This window comes from Commensalibacter nepenthis (genome assembly GCF_029953305.1).
GTDB lineage: Bacteria > Pseudomonadota > Alphaproteobacteria > Acetobacterales > Acetobacteraceae > Commensalibacter > Commensalibacter nepenthis.
The window spans coordinates 962,501-982,151 of the sequence record NZ_JASBAN010000001.1 but is presented as its reverse complement, the minus strand read 5'-3'; the positions used below and the strand labels follow the sequence as shown (position 1 = coordinate 982,151).

The following is a 19,651-nucleotide window of genomic DNA, read 5'->3' as shown; positions in this document are numbered from 1 at the left end:
GACGTAAAGAGGAAAAATTTATTTTTTTAATTTTTATTTATTTTTTTCAGAAATAAACGGTTCATCTTGATCTTCAGAAGGGTTTTCTGAGGTTGAATCCTCGTTTTTAATAACAAAATAAGGTGCAAATTTTCCTGCTTTTTTAATGGTTTGATCGAGTGATGCCATTGTTTGTGACAAATCTGCGGTGTCGTCTTTAATCCAAACACGCATATTCAACGCCCAAATACCTGTTAACCCTTTAATACAAGCGATGCCTTTGATTCCATGTGTTTTGATATGTGCGGATTCTGCGATCCATTTCATACTGTTCTGGGTTGCGATTCCCATGATGATCGCTAGGGCGGGGTTAAAAGGTAATGTATGTAACGCAGAGATAAACCCTTTTCGATACTCTTGGAAAAAATCAAAACGGCTCATGAATAAATCAAATAAATAATCTGCCACGGGTTGCCCAATGTAGGATTGTTCCAACGTAGATTCGTCAGCTAGACGATTAAGATACAGGAGTAAGGATGATTTACAGGGGAATTGTTGGCGTGCAATATGTATAGGGATGTCTGTTTGCCGTGCAGCTTCGACAATAGACATTTGGTTCCATCCTTGTTCGGCGGCAATATTCATCGCACCGTTAAGAAGTTTGAGGGTTGTTGCTTCGTTATTCATCATTTACATCCAAAATTATGAAAGAGTTACTATATTCAATAAGTCTAATGACAGAGGGACTAGGAAGCCATTTCTTTTGATCGATCAGCCGCAGCCTGAATGGCTTTGGATAAAGAATCTGGCCATGCTTTTGAATCGATTAAGACGTTGATAGCGCGCTCTGTGATGCCACCAGGTGTTGCGACGGCTTTGCGAAGCGCTTCGGATTCTTGACTAGAATGACCAAGTAAAGCTGCGGATCCAATGACGGTTTGTCGTGCCAATAAACGTGCTAATTTTGTTGAAAGTCCTTTTTCTTCGCCAACTTTTTGTAATAATTCAGCCAATAAGAAAATATAAGCAGGACCACAGCCCGCAATCGCAGTTGCAACATCCATGTCTTTTTCTGAATCCAGCCAAGCGACCTCACCAACTGCATGTAATAAATCATCAGTCAGTTGTTTTTGTTCTTGGGTTACTGTGGAGCCAGCAACAACAGAGGTCATGCCCAGCCTAAGTTCTGATGGTGTATTGGGCATAACGCGAACAACAGGTTGTTGATCTCCGAATTGATTCTTTAACCATGTAAGGTCACGTCCACCCAGAACAGATAAAATAACAGCCTCTTTTGTCCAAGGAGCCAAAGAAGGGATGATTTCTGTGGCTTGAGCAGGCTTCATTGCCAAAATAATAGCTTTTGGTTTGAACTCTTTCGGAATGTCTGCAATAGATTGCACATGTTGATGAGGGGAAGGTAAATCAAGCGCATGACGATGAACAATGACAGAAGCCTCTAGTCCCTTTTGTAACCATCCTTTTAACATTGCATGTCCCATGTGACCGCAACCAATTAAGAGAATAGGGGATAAATTTGCCATCTTTAAATTCCTTTCATAATGTTGATTAAGAGATTTTTGTCCCATTTGGAACTGGGCGTTCAATCGTCGAAATGACGACCCCTTGGTCTGTTTCAAATCCTGTCAGTAAAAATTGTGATCGAAAAGGACCGATTTGTTTTTCTGGAAAATTAATGACACCGATAATTTGTTTGCCGATTAATTCTTCTTTTGTATAAAGACTGACGATTTGAGCACTGGTTTTGCGCTCTCCATAAGCTCCGAAATCTACCCATATTTTATACGCAGGTCTCCGAGCCTCTGGAAATTCTTCAACTTTGATAATCGTGCCAGCAACCATCACGATCTTTTCAAAATCTGCCCATTCTATAAGATCCATTCAGAATTTCCTTTCAAAAATAGTAAGGTGGGCTTTGTGATATTTTTCAATCAAACAGCAATGACTGCGTTGATTTTACTTGTTTTTGTTTTCGAGTTCCGCAAGGCGTTCTTCTAATTTTGCAACTTGCTCTTCTAATTGTTCTTGAGCAGAACGAGTACGGCTGGCAATCTCTGTCATAATTTCAAATTCTTCACGACGTACAAGATGTAGCGTAGATAAAATTTCATCAACACGCCCTTTGACAATCCCGGAGATTTCTTCTTTGATGCCGCCAAATACAGAAAAAGCACTGCCAGCTGCTTTTGACGCATCGCCAAATATTTTTTTAGGATCAGACATAATTTATACTCCTAGTTAAAAAAGTAGATATAGAGACTAGTATAATTCATTATAGCTAGGTATCATGCTTTTTGTAAATTTGTCTTTGGTTTTTAACTTACAATCTGTGTATTCGAAAAATATTATGATCATTATCACTGGTGCGACTGGCTTTATTGGTTCTTGCTTACAAGCAAAACTTTACGCGTTAAAAGAAGAAACAGTTATCGTTGATTGGTTAGGGAATCAAGGAAAATGGCGTAATATTGCCAAACATGCTCCAGATAACGTTATTGCACCAGAGAATCTGGATGATTTCTTGGATGTTGCAGAAAAGGTGACAGCCGTGGTGCATTTGGGTGCGATTAGTGAAACGACTGCCCGTGATGGGGACTTAGTCTGGCAAACCAATGTTGATTTATCGATGAAATTATGGAAATGGTGCGCGCAACATCAGGTTAGATTTATTTATGCGTCCTCTGCTGCGACCTATGGCGGGGCGAATAAAGCATCTGAATTTAGTGATAATCACAGTATTGTGCATCAATTAAAGCCATTGAATTTATATGGTTGGTCTAAGCAAGTGTTCGATATGCACGTATTGAAAATGGTCAGAACCCATCAACCTTGCCCTCCACAATGGGTGGGATTGAAATTCTTTAATGTTTATGGACCAAATGAATATCACAAAGACAAAATGATCTCAGTCGTCAAAGTAAAATTTGACGATATTGCCCAAGGGAATGCCCCAAAACTCTTTAAATCAGATCAAGCTCACTTGGCGGATGGCGGTCAAGCCCGAGATTTTATTTGGGTTGGGGATGTGGTTGATATGATCTTGTGGTTTATAGAGAATCCTACGGCGATTAGTGGTATTTATAATTGCGGAACAGGACAAGCCAGAACCTATCTAGATTTGGCATATGCTGTGTGTAGTGCGATGAATGTCGATAAAAAGGTTGATTTCATTGAAATGCCTGATGCTTTAAAGGGGCAATATCAATATTTTACCCAAGCCAACATGGATAAAATAAGAAAGGCTGGATATACGAAACCATTCACATCACTAGAAGATGGAATAGGGCACTATATTCATGACTACTTGCTTAAATCAGATTCTTACCTGTAAATAATTTTTTTGATTATTTCATTGAAAGATAAAGCTGCTCATGTTTGGTCCATTGTATTATCCTAACCTTAATCCTGTGATGTTACAGATTGGTCCATTATCCATTCGTTGGTATGCAATGGCATATATCACGGCATTGATTTGTGGATGGTTATTGGTTCGTCGTTTGGTCAGAAAAGATCCGATCGTTGCAACCAAAGAGCAAGTGGACGATTTTCTTACATGGGCAACCCTTGGGGTTATTCTTGGGGGGAGATTGGGATATTGCCTCTTTTATCAACCTGGATATTACTTGCCACATCCTCTAGAGATTTTTAAAGTTTGGCATGGGGGGATGTCTTTCCACGGTGGGGCGTTGGGTGTTATTATTGCGCTGATTTTATTTACACGTAAATATAAGTTAAGTTTTCTTGGTTTTTCTGATCGCGTTACCACAGTCGTCCCGTTAGGTCTTGGATTAGGGCGTTTTGCTAATTTCATTAATCATGAATTGGTTGGACGAGTAGCCCCTGATTGGTTACCATGGCGTATGTTTTATCCGAATGTAGTGGGTGCCAGACATCCTTCTGAACTCTATGAATGTCTTTTAGAAGGGGTTGTGTTATTTATCATTATGATGATTTTAGCATATCGTAAATCTATTCGTGAACATGCAGGATTATTGTCTGGTATCTTTTTATTAGGCTATGCAATTGCACGAAGTTTTTGTGAATTATTTCGTGAGCCAGATGACTTCCTTGGGTTTATCGTTGGTGGTATTACAATGGGTCAGATTTTATGTATACCGATGGTTATCGCTGGATCATTCTTTATTTGGCAATCTTTTCGTCTTCCAAAGCTTAAAGGGTTAATTGTCGAGAAATGACTAACAGTCAAGCGATCAGGTTGGATCATTTTATGGCGGCGGCAAACACTGCCTATTATAGACGAAAAAACCCTTTTGCTGATTTTATAACAGCACCAGAAATTTCTCAAATGTTTGGTGAATTAATCGCAGCTTGGGTGATTGCGGTTATTCATTCTATGCCAACCCATACAGCCATTACCTTGGTAGAGGCTGGACCAGGTCAAGGCACACTAATGGCGGATATGTTACGTGTTATTCGCCAAGCCGCTCCAGATATTTATCAAAATTGCTCTATTATTTTTGTAGAAACTTCTGAACGTTTACGGCAAATACAAAAGCAAGCTATTGCTGGTCATACAAATTTGTCAATAAGTTGGTATGATACGATTGATTCTATTCCCTCTCAGCCCATTATTTTGATTGCCAATGAGTTTTTGGATGCTTTACCCATTCGTCAATTTGTTAAACTCAATGCGCATGAATGGGCAGAACATTATGTTCAGGATGGGCAGTTAGTACAAAAACCTATTGAAATATTACCTCATGCACCAATTTTTGATCGTCCCGTGAAAGAAGGTGAAATTGTTGAGGTTTGTGAAGTTGGGCAAGATATTATAAAGAATCTTGCGACAAGAATATGCAAAAACGGTGGGGCTGCTCTGTTTATTGATTATGGATATGCAAGTGCTGTGTGGGGTGATACGTTACAAGCTATTGCTGGAGGGGTGAATGTTTCGCCTTTGATTAATCCAGGCGAGGCAGATTTAACGGCTCATATTGATTTTTTAGCATTAAAAGAAATTGTGATAGCAACAGGCGCGCAGGCTTATGGTATTCAAACCCAAGGTGAATTTTTAAAACAACTAGGGTTGCTTGTGAGAGCCAGAATGTTAGCAGTACACGCTACGGAACTAGAACAAAAACATATTGCAGAGGCTGTTTATCGTTTAATAGATCCCAGCGCAATGGGGGATTTATTCAAAGTCATGGCAATTATGCATCCTGACTTACCTGTACCTCCTGCGTTTGAATTGAATAAGGAAGAAAAATAAATAAATGAGTGCTGAGCTTTTGGTTATTCGTCATTCTTTGCTGAAAGAGAAAGTTCGGCACGGTTTTTTTACACGTATTGGGGGCGTTTCCCAAGGGGGCTATGCGTCTTTGAATTGTGGTATTAAAACTGAAGATAACCCTGAACATATTACTGAAAATAGACATCGTGTTGCTCAGAATATAGGGGTCTCTAATGAATATTTATGGGGTGGTATGCAGGTCCATAGTGCCAAAATCATGCATGTAACCAAAGAAAACTGCGATCGTCACGAAGTTGATGGGGGTGTTACGGATGATCCAGACATAGCGGTCAGCGTTTTGACGGCTGATTGTGGACCTGTGTTATTTACGACATTTGATGGGCGTATTGTTGGGGCTGCACATGCAGGATGGCGCGGTGCTGCCAGTGGTGTTTTGGAAGAAACCATCACACAGATGGAAGCGTTAGGCGCCAAAACAAACGAGATTATTGCTGTAGTAGGACCTTGTATTGATGGGTCTCGTTATGAAGTCAAAGAAGACATGAAACAGCAGGTTTTAGATCAAGATGTTCATGCAGGTGTCTTTTTCAAACATGTGACTGATGACCAATATCTTTTTGATTTGGGTCATTATTGTGTGGATCGGTTAAGAAGAAGACGTGTCGCTATTGCTGCGTTGATGGGCAGAGATACGTTGGGCGATGAAACGCATTTTTTCAGTCACCGCCGTCGGACACTTGCTGGAGGAGGACCTTTGGGGCATCAGATTTCAGTGATTGCTTGTAATAAAAGGGGATAATCAATGTTGTGTATTCACAGAACATCTTTTGTCAAAGTAGGATTGAGCTTATTGGTGATGATCCCATTGGTTGGATGTGTCACGATGCCTCATCCTTTTGAGAAAAAAGAAGGTTCAGCAGGAGGGAAATTAACAGTACCTCCGCCAGCACGGTTAATTGTTCCAGTACCAACAGAGGCTTTATTAACAGAAAAAGATTCTGCTATTTTGGCTCAAGATATGGTCAAAGCCATGACCGATCAGACGATACCTCCTGTTGTGGGTACAGCACAAAAAGGCGAATGGCTATTAATGATGAAAGCGCAATCCAAGGATGGTGTGGTCACGCCACAATTTAGTGTGATTTCTCCTGATGGTAAAGTTGCTGCAACCCGTAATATGATGCCTGTTTCTGTGCAAGATTGGGCAAGTGGTAATGAAACGATTTTAGCCCAAGTTGCAAGTCAAACTGCGCCAATGGTGACGGATGTATTAAAAGGGTTAGAAGCTGAGGTCATGGCAAAAGATCCTCACAGCCTTAAGAATCGTCCTGCTCAGATTTATTTCAAAGGAGTCACAGGAGCACCAGGAGATGGTAATATTGTGATTGCTCGACAATTTGTGACTTCTTTGAAGGATAAATCAAATGAAATACAATCAAAGAAAGACAAAGCTGATTATATCGTCGATTGTAAAGTGAGTGTTACCGATGGTGCCGCTGGAACCAGAGGAAATCCTGTGCAACATGTTGAAATTGCTTGGCATATTCTTGATAAAGCTGGTAAAGAAGCAGGGAAAGTGATGCAAATTAATGATGTGCCTGCACATAGTTTGGATGTATATTGGGGCGATACTGGTTCTGCGGTTGGGGAAGAAGCCGCAGGGGGCGTAAAGCGTGTGATTAGTAATTTTTCTGGGCGAGATGATAAACCATTAAATAATGGAGCTGGCAAAGGTCTTTTGGCTCCACCAGAATTAATAAATAACAAATAGATTAAATTATACCTTATTGATATCGGAGTTGCGTTGATGAAAATTATTTCTGGGAATGGTAATCGTTTATTGGCAGAGGCTGTTGCTGCAGAGTTAAAAATGCCTTTATGCGATGCTTCTGTACAGCGTTTTGCAGATAAAGAAGTATTTGTCGAGATTTATGAAAATGTGCGTGGCGAAGATATTTTTGCTGTGCAAAGTACCAGTTATCCAACCAATGATAATTTGATGGAATTGCTGATTATGTTGGATGCGTTACGCAGAGGCTCTGCCCGACGTATTACTGCCGTGATGCCGTATTTTGGTTATGCGCGTCAAGATCGTAAATCAGGTCCCAGAACCCCGATCAGTGCAAAACTGGTTGCGAATTTGTTGGTTGAGGCAGGGGCAAGTCGTATTTTGACCCTGGATTTGCATGCTGGGCAAATCCAAGGTTTTTTTGATATTCCTGTAGATAATCTTTACGCAGCTCCATTATTTACCCAAGATATTAAGAAAAAATATGCTGGCAAAAGCAATTTGATGGTTGTTTCCCCTGATGTTGGTGGAGTGGTCAGAGCTCGACAATTGGCAAAACGATTGGATGTTGATTTGGCAATTATTGATAAAAGAAGGGAACGGGCAGGCGTATCCGAAGTGATGAACGTGATTGGTAATGTTGAAGGTCGCCATTGTATTTTAGTGGATGATATTATTGATAGTGGTGGATCTCTTTGTAATGCGGCTCAGGCATTAATTAATGCAGGGGCAGAGGGAACGGATGCTTATGTAACGCATGGTGTATTATCGGGCGGTGCCGCAGAGAGAGTACAAAATTCTGTGCTAGGGGAATTGGTGATAACTGATAGCATTTTAAAGACAGATGCAGTTCGTGCAGTGGCAAAGATTCGTCAAATCTCGTTAAATCAATTATTGGCCAGAGCCATTCGTGCGGTTGCGGATGAAAGTTCTGTTTCTTCTTTGTTCGATTAATTTTTATAGATAAAGGTATTTTATAATGTCTGCTTTATTGACTCGTCCATACTGGTATCTGCGTCACGGTCAAACAGATTGGAATGCACGCAATTTATCACAGGGCAGAACGGATATTCCTTTAAATACGGTGGGTTTGTCTCAGGCTGTGGTTGCGGGCAGTGCGATTGCGAATCATTGGGATCATTTAGAGTTACCCATTACTCAGATTGTAAGTTCTCCTTTGGGGCGTGCACGTAAAACAGCTGAAATGACAGCGGATATTATTCATAAAAAAACAGGCATCAACTTACCGATAGAGCTTGATGATGGTTTAAAAGAAGTCTGCTTTGGCGTTGAAGAAGCCCAGCCAATGGGACCATGGTATGACGATTGGATTGCGGGGACGTTTACGCCTGAAAATGCGGAACCTTTTGCGGTTTTATGTAATCGTATTGCAGAGGCAGTGAATCGGTCTATTTGTAAAGCACAAAATGGAACCGTTTTAATTGTTGCGCATGGTGGTGTGTTCCGAGCATTGCGTTGCTTGATGGGGTTAAAAGTGAATGTCCGTTTAGCGAATGCCCAACCCATGTGTGCACGACCTCCTGCAAATGGAGGAAAGGCCTGGGAGCTGCATGCGTTGGATTTAGAGTAATATGTTAAGAACAAGCTGTTTATAGAAATATAAGCAGCTTTTTGTGATAAAATGCAATTATTACTTTATCGTGTAGGAATTGATCTATATTAGACGGCGCAAATATAGAAAATGAAAGACTTCGAAATTCTATATTTTCAAAGCTAAATGCTTTTGAGAAAGAGTTAGATAAAAGCAAGACTTCTATTACAATCCTTTCAAGATGCTTTGTTAGAGATGTCCTTGGTTGCAGGGCAAAATGCTGAAAATGTAAAGCCAGCCGTTAATCTTGTTTTGAAAATAATGAGAGCGTTTGGTCACTTGATGGATATTGCCGATCATCCTCAATTACCGCCTCCTGATGACCATAAACATTTTCCTCCACCCAATGAAAACGAAGACGATCAATAAAACTCAACTTTTCTATAAAGATATTTGCTTTTTCAGAGTTTTTTCGTTAAAGAGTAACTTTGCACCAGCACCCCTGGAGGTTGGTGTGTATGTTTTGCCTTTTATATTAGGGAGTTTTTTAAAGTGGCAGCGAAGAAATTTGTAGAGTTAAATGTTGCAGTGCGTGCGAAGGCTGGTAAGGGGGCAGCGCGCGCAACACGTCGTGATGGTCTAGTCCCTGGCGTGGTATATGGTGGTAAATCTGAACCTGTAATGATTGCGATTGATCCACGTTTAATTATGCGTGAATTGCATGGTTCTTGGCGTTCTCAATTATATCAAATTGTTGTTGATGGTAAAAAAACATCTGTTGCTTTGATGCGTGCGGTTCAAATGCACCCTGTTACAGATCGTCCATTACACGTCGATTTCCAACGTATGATTGCTGGTCAACAAATTCGTGTTGAAATTCCTGTTCACTTTGTTGGTGAAGATGAATGCCCAGGCTTTAAACGTGATGGTGTATTGAATACAGTATATCACTCTGTTGAAATTAACTGTGATGTAGACCATATCCCAGAAGCATTTACTGCGGATCTCTCTGGTTTAGATATTCATGATACGATCAGCTGGTCACAATTAAAGGGAACAGAAAACGTTACCCACACCAATCAAAATGAAGAAGATTTTGTGATTGCTACTATTTCTCCTCCAACCGTTGCTGTTGAAGTAGAAGACGAAACAGCCGAAGGTGAAGAAGCGGAAGCAGCTTCTGAAGAAAAAGCATCTGAAGAATAATTTCTTCTTTAACTTAAAGAAAGAATAGATCATGTTACTGTGGGCTGGGCTTGGTAATCCTGAGTCTGGAATGCAGGCAAACCGCCATAATATTGGTTTTATGGCGGTCGATCGAATTGCGCAATGCCATGGTTTTTCACCATGGCGTAAGCGTTTTCGGGGTGAAGTTGCCGAAGGAAATATTAACGGGGAAAAAATCCTCTTATTAAAACCAATGACCTATATGAATCTTTCTGGGGAAAGTATTCAACAAGCGATTGCTTTTTATAAAATTCCCTTGGACAATCTAGTCGTTTTTCATGATGAGCTTGATTTATCCCCTGGTCGTGTAAAAATTAAAAAAGGTGGCGGTGCTGCTGGGCATAATGGATTACGCTCAACGGATAAAATGTTAAGTGATCAAAATTATTGGCGTGTGCGTTTAGGAATTGGTCATCCTGGTGACAAGGCACAAGTAGCCAGCTATGTATTAAGTAATTTTTCAAAAAAAGATCAGGAATGGTTGGATCCATTTATTGATGCGGTTGCCAAAGCAGCACCGTTATTAGTAGAAGAAAAAATGGATGGATTTATGACCAAAGTCTCTTTGTTAACGAAGGAATAAAACGATGGGGTTTAATTGTGGTATTGTTGGATTGCCAAATGTGGGTAAATCAACTTTGTTTAATGCGTTGACTGCAACAGCTGCTGCACAATCAGCAAATTATCCATTTTGTACAATTGAACCGAATGTGGGTCGCGTGGCGGTGCCAGATACACGATTGAATATTTTATCACAAATTACGAATTCTAAACAAATTATTCCAACAAGCTTAGAATTTGTTGATATTGCAGGGTTGGTCAAAGGCGCTTCCAAAGGGGAAGGTCTAGGGAATCAATTCCTTGCTAATATTCGTGAAGTGGATGCAATTATTCATGTGCTTCGTTGTTTTGATAATGATGATATTACGCATGTTGAGGGGTCTGTTGATCCTATTCGTGATGCGGAAATCATTGAAACAGAATTGATGATCGCAGATTTAGAAAGCCTTGAAAAACGCACGGTTGCTTTACAAAAAAGAGTACGTGGTAATGATAAAGAAGCGCAAGCAACTTTAGAATTAGTTGAACCGTTAATCAAAGCATTACAAGATGGTAAACCTGTTCGTGATGTGATTCCAGCAGGTGAAGAAAAAGCTATTGCTCGTTTGCAGCTCTTAACCAGCAAACCTGTTTTGTATGTATGTAATGTCGAAGAAGAATCCGCAGCAACAGGCAATTCATATTCAGAAAAAGTGCTAGAAATGGCAAAAGCACAAGGGGGTGAAGCTGTGATTGTTTCTGCTGATATCGAAGCAGAAGTTAGCCAATTAGGCAAAGAAGACCAAATGGAATTCCTCTCTGGTCTAGGTTTGGAAAATAGTGGCTTGGATCGTGTGATTGCAGCAGGCTATCATTTATTAAGTCTGATTACTTATTTTACCTGTGGTCCCAAAGAAACCAGAGCTTGGACTATTGTAAAAGGTACCAAAGCACCGCAAGCAGCAGCAGTTATTCATAATGATTTTGAACGCGGCTTTATCGCTTGTGAAACGGTTGCTTATGATGATTATGTGCAGTTCAAAGGCGAATCAGGCGCAAAAGAAGCTGGGAAAGCACGAGTTGAAGGTAAAGAATATATTGTTAAAGATGGTGACGTTTTACTCTTTCGTTTCAATGTATAATTTGCTTTACTGAGAGAATTAATTTTTTTCGATGTATGCGCGGGTCAAAGAAAGGTATAGCGATGGTCTCTGATAGTTCCGATACGAATTTAACGATTAAAGAACTTGCCCAAAAAGTTAGGGATGCTGCTTATCAATTGGCACTTACTGATATTCAGCAACGTAATCAAGCGCTGCGCAGTGCAGCGAAAGCATTACGTGCTGCTGAAGCAGAAATTTTGGCAGTAAACACCGATGAAGTGGCACAAGCAGATGTTTCTGCTGCATTTAAAGACCGTATGACGTTAAATCATGATCGTTTGAGAGCAATGGCCAAGGGATTAGAAGATATTGCTGAGCTGCCTGATCCTTTGGGAAAAGAGTTGGCAAGTTGGGATAGACCAAACGGATTGCATTTTAAACGTGTTTCTGTGCCTTTAGGGGTTGTGGGAATGATTTATGAAAGTCGTCCTAATGTTGGTGCAGATGCTGTTGGGATTTGTATTAAATCAGGCAACGGGATTGTTTTAAGGGGTGGCTCAGAAACGCATTTAACCTCTATGGCGATTCATAAAGCCATGCAGCAAGGAATGATCGATGCAGGATTAAATCCTGATTCAATTGCGATGCCTCCTGACAGTAATCGTCAACATGTCATGGATATGCTTCATGCGGTTGGAATGATTGATGTGATTATTCCAAGAGGCGGATATTCTTTGATTAAATTTGTGCAACAAGAAGCAAGAGTTCCTGTATTGGCACATGCTGCGGGTTTGTGTCATACTTATATTCATGAAAAAGCAGATTTTGAAAAAGCGCGTAAAGTATTGGTCAATGCCAAAATGCGTCGTACTGGGATTTGCGGAGCGACAGAAACACTCTTGATTGACCAAGCGATTGCAAAAGAATTATTGCCTATTTTAGTATCAGATTTACAATCACTTGGCTGTCGCTTTGTGGGGAACCAAGCAGCATGTCAGATTGCTACAGAAATTAAACCAGCTGCTGACAAAGATTTTGCAACAGAATGGTTGGATTCTGTTTTATCGGTTGCTGTTATCAAAGATATCAATGCGGCAATTCATCATATTGTGAAATATGGTAGCAGTCATACCGAAGCGATTCTTTCTGAAGATAAGCAAGCTGTTCGATATTTTATGGATTCTGTTCCTAGTGCTGTGGTGATGTGCAATGCGTCAACGCAGTTCTGTGATGGTGGAGAATTTGGTTTTGGTGCAGAAATTGGTATTGCAACAGGAAAGTTACATGCCAGAGGACCTGTTGGAATCGAACAATTAACCAGTTATCGGTATGAAGTTTATGGTAATGGTCAGGTGCGGTCTTAGATGATATCAATACCGACTTGGGGGGATCGTAGAAATATTCGAGTCGGAATATTTGGTGGTTCTTTTAATCCTATTCATGAAGGGCATTTGCAACTTGCGAATAGAGCATTAAAGTTCTTACAACTTGACCAAGTGTGGTTAATGGTATCTCCAGGGAATCCATTGAAAATTGGCACGGAAATGGCCCCATTTGAAGAAAGATATCAATTGGCTAAAAAGCGTGTCTGTGATCGACGTTTGATCCCGACGGATATTGAGTGCCGATTACATACACGATATAGCTGTGATACAATACATTTGTTAAAACAACGTTTTCCCTGTTGTAAATTTGTATGGTTGATGGGGGCTGATGGATTGGCACAAATGGCATTGTGGTCGCATTGGCAAGAAATATTAAAAATTGTGCCTATGGCGGTTTTCCCAAGACCATCTTATATATATAGTGCCTTGAATGGACAGGCAGCTCAATGGGCAAGGAAAGCGCGGCTACCATCTCGTTATGCGACGATATTGGCTGATTTTCAACCGCCAGCATGGGTTTTCGTTCCTGCACCAGAGAATAGTATTTCAGCAACGGCGTTGAGGCAGCAACGTAAACAGTTATTAGAACAGTAAGATTTAGAGTACAATAAGGAATAAATTTATATGAACGAACAAATTTCACGCAAAGAGATCGTGCAAATAGGTCCAGAACAAGTCGTTAAACGGGTTTCAGTGTTGGATGATGCAAGATTAAATCAGGTCGTGGCATTGATGGTCGAATCTTTGGAAGAAGATAAAGCAGAAAATATTGTGGTGATTGATTTGGTTGGTAAAGCCTCTTTTGCGGATCGTATGATCATTGCAAGTGGGCAAGTCGATCGTCAGATTTTGGCGATGGCAACACATTTAGATAAGATGTTATTTGAACAAGGTATAAAAAAAGTGACTATGGAGCAAAGTCCTGATTGGGTTTTGTTGGATGCAGGTGATATTATTGTTCATTTATTCCGTGGCGAAGCACGCGAATATTACAATATTGAAAAGATCTGGAATGTAGAGATTGTGGATGCTGCTAAAGCACCAACAGAAGAGCCCCAAGATTAATGTTTTCGATTATTGCCGTTGGTAAAATGCGGCATAAAGCTGAATTAGAGCTCGTTGATCGATATGCCAAGCGGATTCGCCCTAAACTTTCTGTTATTGAGGTGAATGAAGCAAAAGGTAACCCAGAAGAAGCAAAATTAAAAGAAACAAATTCCTTGCTTAATGCGTTACCTGATCGCTCTGTTGTAGTAAGCCTTGATGAAGGAGGTAAAAATTACAGCAGTCTTGTATTTGCAAATAAAATTCAGGGATGGATTGAAGAATCTAGACCGATTTCTTTTTTGATCGGTGGGGCAGAGGGCTTGCATAATATAGCAATTCAACGCTCTGATTTAATTCTATCTTTGGGAAGTCTAACTTGGCCCCATATGTTGGTTCGCATTTTACTTGCTGAACAGATTTATAGGGCTCAATCTATTTTACAAGGGCACCCTTATCATCGACAAGGGCGACCTTAATTATATCTTAATTATCGAATTGAGCGATCTGGTGCGTCAGCAAAGAAATCATCAGATACATTAGGGCTTAAAGCAACCTGTGTATTTGTTTTTGCGTAACCTTTGCTGGTTGCGGCATCAGCAGACCATGTTTTGATATTCCGTTTTGGTGATGCTTTACGTTGTGTAGAGACATTATTGGTCTCTACGCTTCTGCCATTATTGGGATAAATAAATCCATGGGTTGGATAAATGCTGCCAAAAGTGCTTTTATCACCATTGGTTGCGACACGAACAGCCGTCCAGTCATTATTGGGGGATACGTCAATGACTGGGGTATTACGGCTGATGCCTCTTTGTGCCCAATGGGATTGGTCGATAATAATTGTTCTGGAATCAACGATTTGTGTAACAACAGCAACATGCCCATAAGGCATTTTGCGCGTTGAACGGAAGCTGAGAATACTGTTTGGCTCAGGTGTATTACCACGTTCATAGACACCAGCAGCATTATTCCACCAATTTCCAGCATTTCCTGATAGTTGAACATCAGAAGCAGAACGCGCAAAAGCAACACATTGAATCACATGACCACCACTATGGTGATAGGATTTGTGTCTATAGCTTACTTTACGTGTTTTGAAATGAGTTTTTTTACTGGAATGATGATTGCTTTTTACAGAAACTTTTTGCACGTGTGCACCCGCACTTTTATGGTGCGTTGCTTTTTTTGCGCTGTGGTGAGTTGAACGTGCATGTGCATAAGATGTTGAAAACACCATACATGAAAACATTAAAAGAAATGAGGTAAATTTCGTTTTAGCATAATTATGCACGTAGACGCTTTTCATCGGCAACCCTAAATTGTTTAAAATGTGGAGATGTAGTCATTTTTAAGGGGCATGATTGCTGGGGTCAAGATAAAATGTCAATCTACTGATTTTTTTTAAGTTTCTATGAATATTGTGGTTTTTTTTGATGTAATCATGCAACAAATAGATTTGAACATATTTTTCAAATAAGTAAAATATTTTATTAAGAAAGCAGGATTTTTTGTGGTAAAGGCTAGAATATGATTTCTATATAGATGGAGTATTTCTAATTGTTCCTTTCAATTGCATCTCTGAGAATAGAGATTATGCCAGTAACAATGTTACGTCAGAACTGTATGATGGTCTGGGATCAGTCAATCAGAAAAGGCATTGTTACCGATCCTGGCGGTGATTTATCGTTTATTATCCAAATGATTGAAGTCAATGATGTCGAGATACAAGCCATTTTACTGACTCATGGTCATTTCGATCATGTCGGTGTTACCACAGCTTTACAACAATATTTGCAAGAGAAATATCAAACAGAAATACCTATTTTAGGACCAAGTATCGAAGACCAATTTTTGTTGGAAAAAGTTGCAAAAGATGCTGCCAGTTTTGGTGTAAATGCCGAGCATGTTCAAAATGTATCCCCTACACGTTTTTTGCAAGATCAAGAAGTCTTATCTTTTGAGAACATGCAATTTGAAGTGTTACATGTGCCAGGTCATACCCCAGGGCATGTGGTTTTCTATGAAGCCAAAGCACGTTTTATGATTACAGGGGACGTTTTATTTAAAGGAACGATTGGTCGTGCGGATTTTCCTTATGGAAATGGCAATTTGTTGATACAAACAATTAAAGACAAATTATTGCCATTGGGGGATGATGTTTATGTGCTGCCTGGTCATGGTATTGGCAGTACAATTGGTTATGAAAAATTGAACAATCCATTTTTGATTTAAAGAAAGAAATATAACAGTGAAAAAGCATTTTATTCCTTTGGTATTAGTATCTGTGATGGTAACCAGCTTTGGAAATGTCTCTGTAACGATGGCAGAAGCCATTGAGCATGAGATTACACAAGCACAACCTGAATTGGGAAAACAACCCCTGACGATTATTAGCAAAAACGGTCAAAAACACGAATTTTCAGTTGAAATTGCCAAAACTCCGATGGAGCAAGAGGTTGGGGAAATGTTCAGACCCAGCATTCCAGATAATGGCGGCATGTTATTTATTTGGCCAGCCCCACAATTAAGCAATATGTGGATGAAAAATACCATCGTGCCGTTGGATATGGTTTTTATTGATATCAACCATCACATTAAAGCCATTGCAGAAAATACGGTTCCTTATAGTTTGGCGCCGATCAGCAGCCAAGGAGCAGTCATCGCGACTCTAGAACTAAAAGGCGGGATTACAGAAAAATTAGATATTACTGTTGGCGATAAAGTTGAAAGCCCTGCTTTTGATTCACCTAAGGTAATTTCTGAAACCAAATCTGTGGTTAAGCAAGAGAATAAAAAGAAATAGCGGTCATTAAAATTGAATAAAGAATCTTTGTGCAAAAAATAACAAAGATTCTTTATACGATCAAAAAATCAATAGAAAATTATTTAACAGGTTTATGGGCTTCCAAGAACCATAATTGTTTATCAAGCGCTCTTGAAATACCTGTAAATAAATCCGCGGTGTCAGCATCACCCGCTTCATCAGATTCATTGATAGCTTTGCGAACAGCATTGGCAAATGCGCCGTAACGTTCTATCAAAGCCTCGATATGGTCTTCAACTTTGACTATATTTGTTGGATATGCAGTAATTTTTGAGGTATGTGCGATATCTTGCGATGTACCAAAAGCCGTTCCACCAAGTGCTGTAATACGTTCAGCCATATCATCGTTAAATGTGTCAATTTCGCCGCGGAAACCATCAACCATTTCGTGGACACCGATGAATTGTGGACCTTTCATATTCCAATGTGCTTGTTTGGTTAATAGTGCCACGTCAAGTCCATCAGCAAGACGTTCGTTTAATAATTGGATAACGACTGTTTTGGTATTAGAGGGAAGGTTGTTTAATGTAGGATATAATTTAGTTTTAGGCATAAATAGTTCTCCTTTTAAATAACATTCATTAAGAATATGTATATTTTATTTTAAATTCAATAGTAAAATACAAATTTTATTATTCATGATGCTTATTTATGTAAATATAAATAAGAGTGATTATTAATATTAATCAATTGAATATTTTAATAATGATTATTAAAAATTATAATATAATATCTGTAGGATGTTATTTTATATTGTGTAGGAATTGATCGCGTTGTTTACAGTGATATGGAATATTACTGTAATGACCATGCATAGAAAAACGAAGCTTACGTTGTATCATCGAGAAGAGATATGGCTATTATATCATCAAGATAAAGTCACGGTAACGGATATGGCTAAGCGTTTTTGGTCAGCAGACCTACGATTTATGTTGTATTAAGGCGTGCTCGGTTGCAATTATTTGTGCCGATGTCCGCACGAATGAGCGTTATAAAACAATCAAATATGGCATTAAACGCCTTGAAAAACACTTGAGGACAACCTCAGACGGCAAGCCAAAAATATAACAACTCTTATCCTGGGGAGATGTTGCATGTTGATACAAAACGGCTTCCTTTGTTAAAAAATGAGACTAAACTGCAAACTCGAGAGTATCTTTTTGTAGGTATTGATGATTTTTCTTGAGAACGCTATGCTGGGATTTACAACGATAAATCTCAGTTTAGTGCAGCTTTGTTCCTACAAGACGATGTGCTGGTTCAATGCCCTTATACGATCGAATGTGTTTACTCTGACAATGGCAGAGAATACCAAGGAACACCAAAGCATTTATTTGTTAAAACTTGTTATACCAATCGGATTAACCAGAAATTTACCAAGCCAGCTTGCCCTCAAACCAATGGCAAAGCAGAGCGCGTCATTCGCACACTCATGGAAATGTGGCATGAGCGTGAATTGTTCGTCAATGCTCAAGATCGAAAGTTAAAGTTGAAACGATTTATAAATTATTATAACATTGTTAAACCCCATAAAGGCATTCAAGGAAAAACACCCTATGAGGTCTTAGATGGTTATTTTAAACAAAATCTGTAAACAACGCGACCAATTCCTACAGTAATAATATCAATATTCGATAATTTACAGTGACAATTTGTTTTATTTTGTTAAAACGAATAGATTAAATTGAGTGCAATAATTATAGGATATCGAACGTGATTTTTTTGGTAACAGGCGCGGGTGGATTTATTGGATTTCATCTTTCAAAAGCGCTGTTGGCACGTGGGGAAACGGTTATTGGTATAGATAATTTAAATGATTATTATTCTCCCCTATTAAAGCAAGCACGTTGCGATAAATTAAAAATATCCAAGAATTTTGTATTTTATCAAGCAGATATAACGGATATATCGGCTTTGGAAAATATTGTTCAAAACCATCCTGATATTCAAATTATCTTTAATCTAGCTGCTCAAGCTGGGGTTAGATATTCGCTAGAAAACCCCTTTGCTTATATTCAAACCAATGTGATGGGGCAGGTGACGATTTTAGAAATGGCTCGACAATTGCCTAAATTACAGAGAATTTTTTATGCTTCATCCTCATCTGTATATGGATTGAACAAAAAACTACCCTTTACTGAACAAGATCGAGTGGATCGTCCCAGCTCTGTATATGCAGCGTCCAAGCAATCAGGTGAATTATTGTCGTTTACCTATCACCATTTATATGGATTGAAACAAACGGGTCTGCGCTTTTTTACGGTTTATGGACCTTGGGGACGCCCTGATATGGCGTACTATATTTTTGCCAAAGCAATTACTGAGGATAAGCAGATTACTCTATATACGGGTCAAAATCTTTCCAGAGATTTTACGTATATTAATGATGTCATAGGTGCATTGCTCAGCTTATTAGAATGTTCTGTTTTAGAAGATTACGGTATTTTTAATATTGGCAATAGTCGTCAGGAAAAAGTTGAGCATCTGGTTGCGTGTTTAGAAGAAAATCTTGGTAAAAAAGCGATTATTAATTACATTTCCCGCCCCGGAACTGATATCGAAGCAACGCTTTCGGACATCAGTGCGATCTATAACGCAACAGGTTGGGTGCCTCAAACAAAACTATCTGACGGCATACATCGGTTTACTAGTTGGTTTAAATTATGTAATGGTTTGTTCGGTTAACGTTCAGTAATGTCTGCGTTTGCTAATCAAGAAAATAAGTTGTCAATTGTAATAAACAAAGCGTATATTATGCGTCTTAGGTTTATATTATACTATGGGGTTCAGAGTTAGATGCAAGCTTTTTATTTAAAAAATTCCGAAGGTAGTTATTTGTCTGCAATAACTAGTAAAGAGCATTATGGAAGAGAACAGTATGGAAAACTTTGTGTTGCTTCTGAAGGGCATGGTGCTGCTAGATTAATAGCCTTTTGTTTAAATCGATATCCTGGTATTTTGTTTTTGTTTTC

At 39.3% G+C, this 19,651-nt stretch carries 27 protein-coding genes (1 of these 27 only partly in view); 21 read left to right on the top strand and 6 right to left on the bottom strand.

Translation table 11 applies throughout. The features are described from left to right. Positions 1–33: 33 nt before the first annotated feature. The 4 genes from QJV33_RS04540 to QJV33_RS04525 form a co-directional block, all read right to left on the bottom strand. Positions 34–669, bottom strand: a complete 636-nt coding sequence (locus QJV33_RS04540) for a TetR family transcriptional regulator (RefSeq protein WP_281462197.1) — start codon at positions 667–669, stop codon at positions 34–36. 56 nt (positions 670–725) lie between these two features. Next, positions 726–1,523, bottom strand: a complete 798-nt coding sequence (gene proC / locus QJV33_RS04535; RefSeq protein ID WP_281462196.1) for a pyrroline-5-carboxylate reductase — start codon at positions 1,521–1,523, stop codon at positions 726–728. 25 nt (positions 1,524–1,548) lie between these two features. Continuing rightward, the gene (locus QJV33_RS04530; protein ID WP_281462195.1) at positions 1,549–1,881 is read right to left on the bottom strand and encodes a tRNA-binding protein; all 333 of its coding nucleotides are present in this window, start codon (positions 1,879–1,881) and stop codon (positions 1,549–1,551) included. A gap of 75 nt (positions 1,882–1,956) precedes the next feature. Beyond that, positions 1,957–2,223 (bottom strand): accessory factor UbiK family protein, encoded by a 267-nt coding sequence (locus QJV33_RS04525; protein ID WP_281462194.1) that lies wholly within the window; start codon positions 2,221–2,223, stop codon positions 1,957–1,959. Positions 2,224–2,347: 124 nt separating this feature from the next. Between QJV33_RS04525 and rfaD the strand changes: the two genes are divergently transcribed. From rfaD to QJV33_RS04450, 15 genes are all read left to right on the top strand, one after another. Further along, on the top strand, positions 2,348–3,331 hold the full coding sequence (gene rfaD, locus QJV33_RS04520) for an ADP-glyceromanno-heptose 6-epimerase (RefSeq protein ID WP_281462193.1): 984 nt from the start codon (positions 2,348–2,350) through the stop codon (positions 3,329–3,331). 40 nt (positions 3,332–3,371) lie between these two features. Continuing rightward, positions 3,372–4,196 carry a prolipoprotein diacylglyceryl transferase gene (gene lgt, locus QJV33_RS04515; protein WP_281462192.1) on the top strand — a complete coding sequence of 275 codons (825 nt, stop codon included), beginning with the start codon at positions 3,372–3,374 and terminating at the stop codon, positions 4,194–4,196. Continuing rightward, the gene (locus tag QJV33_RS04510) at positions 4,193–5,230 is read left to right on the top strand and encodes a class I SAM-dependent methyltransferase (protein WP_281462191.1); all 1,038 of its coding nucleotides are present in this window, start codon (positions 4,193–4,195) and stop codon (positions 5,228–5,230) included. The genes lgt and QJV33_RS04510 overlap by 4 nt, the downstream gene beginning before the upstream one ends. Before the next feature lie 4 nt (positions 5,231–5,234). Then, positions 5,235–6,011, top strand: coding sequence for a peptidoglycan editing factor PgeF (pgeF, locus tag QJV33_RS04505; RefSeq protein WP_281462190.1), 777 nt, complete (start codon positions 5,235–5,237; stop codon positions 6,009–6,011). Positions 6,012–6,014: 3 nt separating this feature from the next. Then, entirely contained in the window at positions 6,015–6,983 is a 969-nt protein-coding gene (locus tag QJV33_RS04500; RefSeq protein WP_281462189.1) for a hypothetical protein, read from the top strand. Positions 6,984–7,019: 36 nt separating this feature from the next. Beyond that, positions 7,020–7,955: a ribose-phosphate pyrophosphokinase gene (locus QJV33_RS04495; RefSeq protein WP_281462188.1), complete on the top strand. Its 936-nt coding sequence runs from the start codon at positions 7,020–7,022 to the stop codon at positions 7,953–7,955. Between the two features lie 25 nt (positions 7,956–7,980). Beyond that, positions 7,981–8,592, top strand: coding sequence for a histidine phosphatase family protein (locus QJV33_RS04490; RefSeq protein ID WP_281462187.1), 612 nt, complete (start codon positions 7,981–7,983; stop codon positions 8,590–8,592). Positions 8,593–8,808: 216 nt separating this feature from the next. Further along, the gene (locus QJV33_RS04485) at positions 8,809–8,982 is read left to right on the top strand and encodes a hypothetical protein (RefSeq protein WP_281462186.1); all 174 of its coding nucleotides are present in this window, start codon (positions 8,809–8,811) and stop codon (positions 8,980–8,982) included. Positions 8,983–9,105: 123 nt separating this feature from the next. Then, on the top strand, positions 9,106–9,759 hold the full coding sequence (locus QJV33_RS04480; protein WP_281462185.1) for a 50S ribosomal protein L25/general stress protein Ctc: 654 nt from the start codon (positions 9,106–9,108) through the stop codon (positions 9,757–9,759). A gap of 31 nt (positions 9,760–9,790) precedes the next feature. Continuing rightward, positions 9,791–10,363, top strand: a complete 573-nt coding sequence (gene pth, locus QJV33_RS04475; protein WP_281462184.1) for an aminoacyl-tRNA hydrolase — start codon at positions 9,791–9,793, stop codon at positions 10,361–10,363. A 4-nt stretch (positions 10,364–10,367) separates the two neighbouring features. Continuing rightward, entirely contained in the window at positions 10,368–11,462 is a 1,095-nt protein-coding gene (ychF, locus tag QJV33_RS04470) for a redox-regulated ATPase YchF (RefSeq protein ID WP_281462183.1), read from the top strand. A 62-nt stretch (positions 11,463–11,524) separates the two neighbouring features. Next, positions 11,525–12,787: a glutamate-5-semialdehyde dehydrogenase gene (locus QJV33_RS04465; protein ID WP_281462182.1), complete on the top strand. Its 1,263-nt coding sequence runs from the start codon at positions 11,525–11,527 to the stop codon at positions 12,785–12,787. Continuing rightward, positions 12,788–13,402, top strand: coding sequence for a nicotinate-nucleotide adenylyltransferase (locus QJV33_RS04460; protein ID WP_281462181.1), 615 nt, complete (start codon positions 12,788–12,790; stop codon positions 13,400–13,402). Between the two features lie 30 nt (positions 13,403–13,432). Next, entirely contained in the window at positions 13,433–13,873 is a 441-nt protein-coding gene (gene rsfS, locus QJV33_RS04455) for a ribosome silencing factor (RefSeq protein WP_281462180.1), read from the top strand. Further along, positions 13,873–14,331, top strand: a complete 459-nt coding sequence (locus QJV33_RS04450) for a 23S rRNA (pseudouridine(1915)-N(3))-methyltransferase RlmH (RefSeq protein ID WP_281462179.1) — start codon at positions 13,873–13,875, stop codon at positions 14,329–14,331. Before rsfS ends, QJV33_RS04450 begins: the two co-directional genes overlap by 1 nt. Before the next feature lie 11 nt (positions 14,332–14,342). On the opposite strand, the gene QJV33_RS04445 is transcribed toward QJV33_RS04450, so the two are convergent. Beyond that, positions 14,343–15,092, bottom strand: coding sequence for a CHAP domain-containing protein (locus tag QJV33_RS04445; protein WP_281463387.1), 750 nt, complete (start codon positions 15,090–15,092; stop codon positions 14,343–14,345). 320 nt (positions 15,093–15,412) lie between these two features. On the opposite strand from QJV33_RS04445, the gene QJV33_RS04440 reads away from it, so the two are divergent. Continuing rightward, positions 15,413–16,087, top strand: coding sequence for an MBL fold metallo-hydrolase (locus tag QJV33_RS04440; protein ID WP_281462178.1), 675 nt, complete (start codon positions 15,413–15,415; stop codon positions 16,085–16,087). 55 nt (positions 16,088–16,142) lie between these two features. Further along, a complete protein-coding gene (locus tag QJV33_RS04435) occupies positions 16,143–16,658 on the top strand; it encodes a DUF192 domain-containing protein (RefSeq protein ID WP_281463386.1) in 516 nt (171 codons plus the stop codon). A gap of 79 nt (positions 16,659–16,737) precedes the next feature. Here QJV33_RS04435 and dps read toward each other — a convergent pair whose 3' ends face one another. Continuing rightward, entirely contained in the window at positions 16,738–17,232 is a 495-nt protein-coding gene (dps, locus tag QJV33_RS04430) for a DNA starvation/stationary phase protection protein Dps (protein ID WP_281462177.1), read from the bottom strand. 250 nt (positions 17,233–17,482) lie between these two features. Here dps and QJV33_RS04425 point away from each other — a divergent pair, with 250 nt between their 5' ends. The 4 genes from QJV33_RS04425 to QJV33_RS04410 all read left to right on the top strand — a co-directional run. Then, entirely contained in the window at positions 17,483–17,620 is a 138-nt protein-coding gene (locus QJV33_RS04425) for a hypothetical protein (RefSeq protein WP_281462176.1), read from the top strand. 293 nt (positions 17,621–17,913) lie between these two features. Further along, positions 17,914–18,273: an integrase core domain-containing protein gene (locus QJV33_RS04420; RefSeq protein WP_281462175.1), complete on the top strand. Its 360-nt coding sequence runs from the start codon at positions 17,914–17,916 to the stop codon at positions 18,271–18,273. A gap of 119 nt (positions 18,274–18,392) precedes the next feature. Continuing rightward, a complete protein-coding gene (locus tag QJV33_RS04415) occupies positions 18,393–19,364 on the top strand; it encodes an SDR family NAD(P)-dependent oxidoreductase (RefSeq protein ID WP_281462174.1) in 972 nt (323 codons plus the stop codon). A gap of 111 nt (positions 19,365–19,475) precedes the next feature. Next, positions 19,476–19,651, top strand: partial view of a glycosyltransferase family 2 protein gene (locus QJV33_RS04410; RefSeq protein ID WP_281462173.1) — the beginning only. It continues 1,705 nt past the right edge of the window; 176 of the gene's 1,881 nt are visible here — the first part of the coding sequence; the start codon lies at positions 19,476–19,478; its stop codon lies beyond the right edge, outside the window.

Bases quoted from the DNA above. Each gene is read 5' to 3' on its own strand.
- QJV33_RS04540 (WP_281462197.1), bottom strand. From the start codon at position 669: ATGATGAATAACGAAGCAACAACCCTCAAACTTCTTAACGGTGCGATG.
- proC (WP_281462196.1), bottom strand. From the start codon at position 1,523: ATGGCAAATTTATCCCCTATTCTCTTAATTGGTTGCGGTCACATGGGA.
- QJV33_RS04530 (WP_281462195.1), bottom strand. From the start codon at position 1,881: ATGGATCTTATAGAATGGGCAGATTTTGAAAAGATCGTGATGGTTGCT.
- QJV33_RS04525 (WP_281462194.1), bottom strand. From the start codon at position 2,223: ATGTCTGATCCTAAAAAAATATTTGGCGATGCGTCAAAAGCAGCTGGC.
- rfaD (WP_281462193.1), top strand. From the start codon at position 2,348: ATGATCATTATCACTGGTGCGACTGGCTTTATTGGTTCTTGCTTACAA.
- lgt (WP_281462192.1), top strand. From the start codon at position 3,372: ATGTTTGGTCCATTGTATTATCCTAACCTTAATCCTGTGATGTTACAG.
- QJV33_RS04510 (WP_281462191.1), top strand. From the start codon at position 4,193: ATGACTAACAGTCAAGCGATCAGGTTGGATCATTTTATGGCGGCGGCA.
- pgeF (WP_281462190.1), top strand. From the start codon at position 5,235: ATGAGTGCTGAGCTTTTGGTTATTCGTCATTCTTTGCTGAAAGAGAAA.
- QJV33_RS04500 (WP_281462189.1), top strand. From the start codon at position 6,015: ATGTTGTGTATTCACAGAACATCTTTTGTCAAAGTAGGATTGAGCTTA.
- QJV33_RS04495 (WP_281462188.1), top strand. From the start codon at position 7,020: ATGAAAATTATTTCTGGGAATGGTAATCGTTTATTGGCAGAGGCTGTT.
- QJV33_RS04490 (WP_281462187.1), top strand. From the start codon at position 7,981: ATGTCTGCTTTATTGACTCGTCCATACTGGTATCTGCGTCACGGTCAA.
- QJV33_RS04485 (WP_281462186.1), top strand. From the start codon at position 8,809: ATGTCCTTGGTTGCAGGGCAAAATGCTGAAAATGTAAAGCCAGCCGTT.
- pth (WP_281462184.1), top strand. From the start codon at position 9,791: ATGTTACTGTGGGCTGGGCTTGGTAATCCTGAGTCTGGAATGCAGGCA.
- ychF (WP_281462183.1), top strand. From the start codon at position 10,368: ATGGGGTTTAATTGTGGTATTGTTGGATTGCCAAATGTGGGTAAATCA.
- QJV33_RS04465 (WP_281462182.1), top strand. From the start codon at position 11,525: ATGGTCTCTGATAGTTCCGATACGAATTTAACGATTAAAGAACTTGCC.
- QJV33_RS04460 (WP_281462181.1), top strand. From the start codon at position 12,788: ATGATATCAATACCGACTTGGGGGGATCGTAGAAATATTCGAGTCGGA.
- rsfS (WP_281462180.1), top strand. From the start codon at position 13,433: ATGAACGAACAAATTTCACGCAAAGAGATCGTGCAAATAGGTCCAGAA.
- QJV33_RS04450 (WP_281462179.1), top strand. From the start codon at position 13,873: ATGTTTTCGATTATTGCCGTTGGTAAAATGCGGCATAAAGCTGAATTA.
- QJV33_RS04445 (WP_281463387.1), bottom strand. From the start codon at position 15,092: ATGGTGTTTTCAACATCTTATGCACATGCACGTTCAACTCACCACAGC.
- QJV33_RS04435 (WP_281463386.1), top strand. From the start codon at position 16,143: ATGGTAACCAGCTTTGGAAATGTCTCTGTAACGATGGCAGAAGCCATT.
- dps (WP_281462177.1), bottom strand. From the start codon at position 17,232: ATGCCTAAAACTAAATTATATCCTACATTAAACAACCTTCCCTCTAAT.
- QJV33_RS04425 (WP_281462176.1), top strand. From the start codon at position 17,483: ATGACCATGCATAGAAAAACGAAGCTTACGTTGTATCATCGAGAAGAG.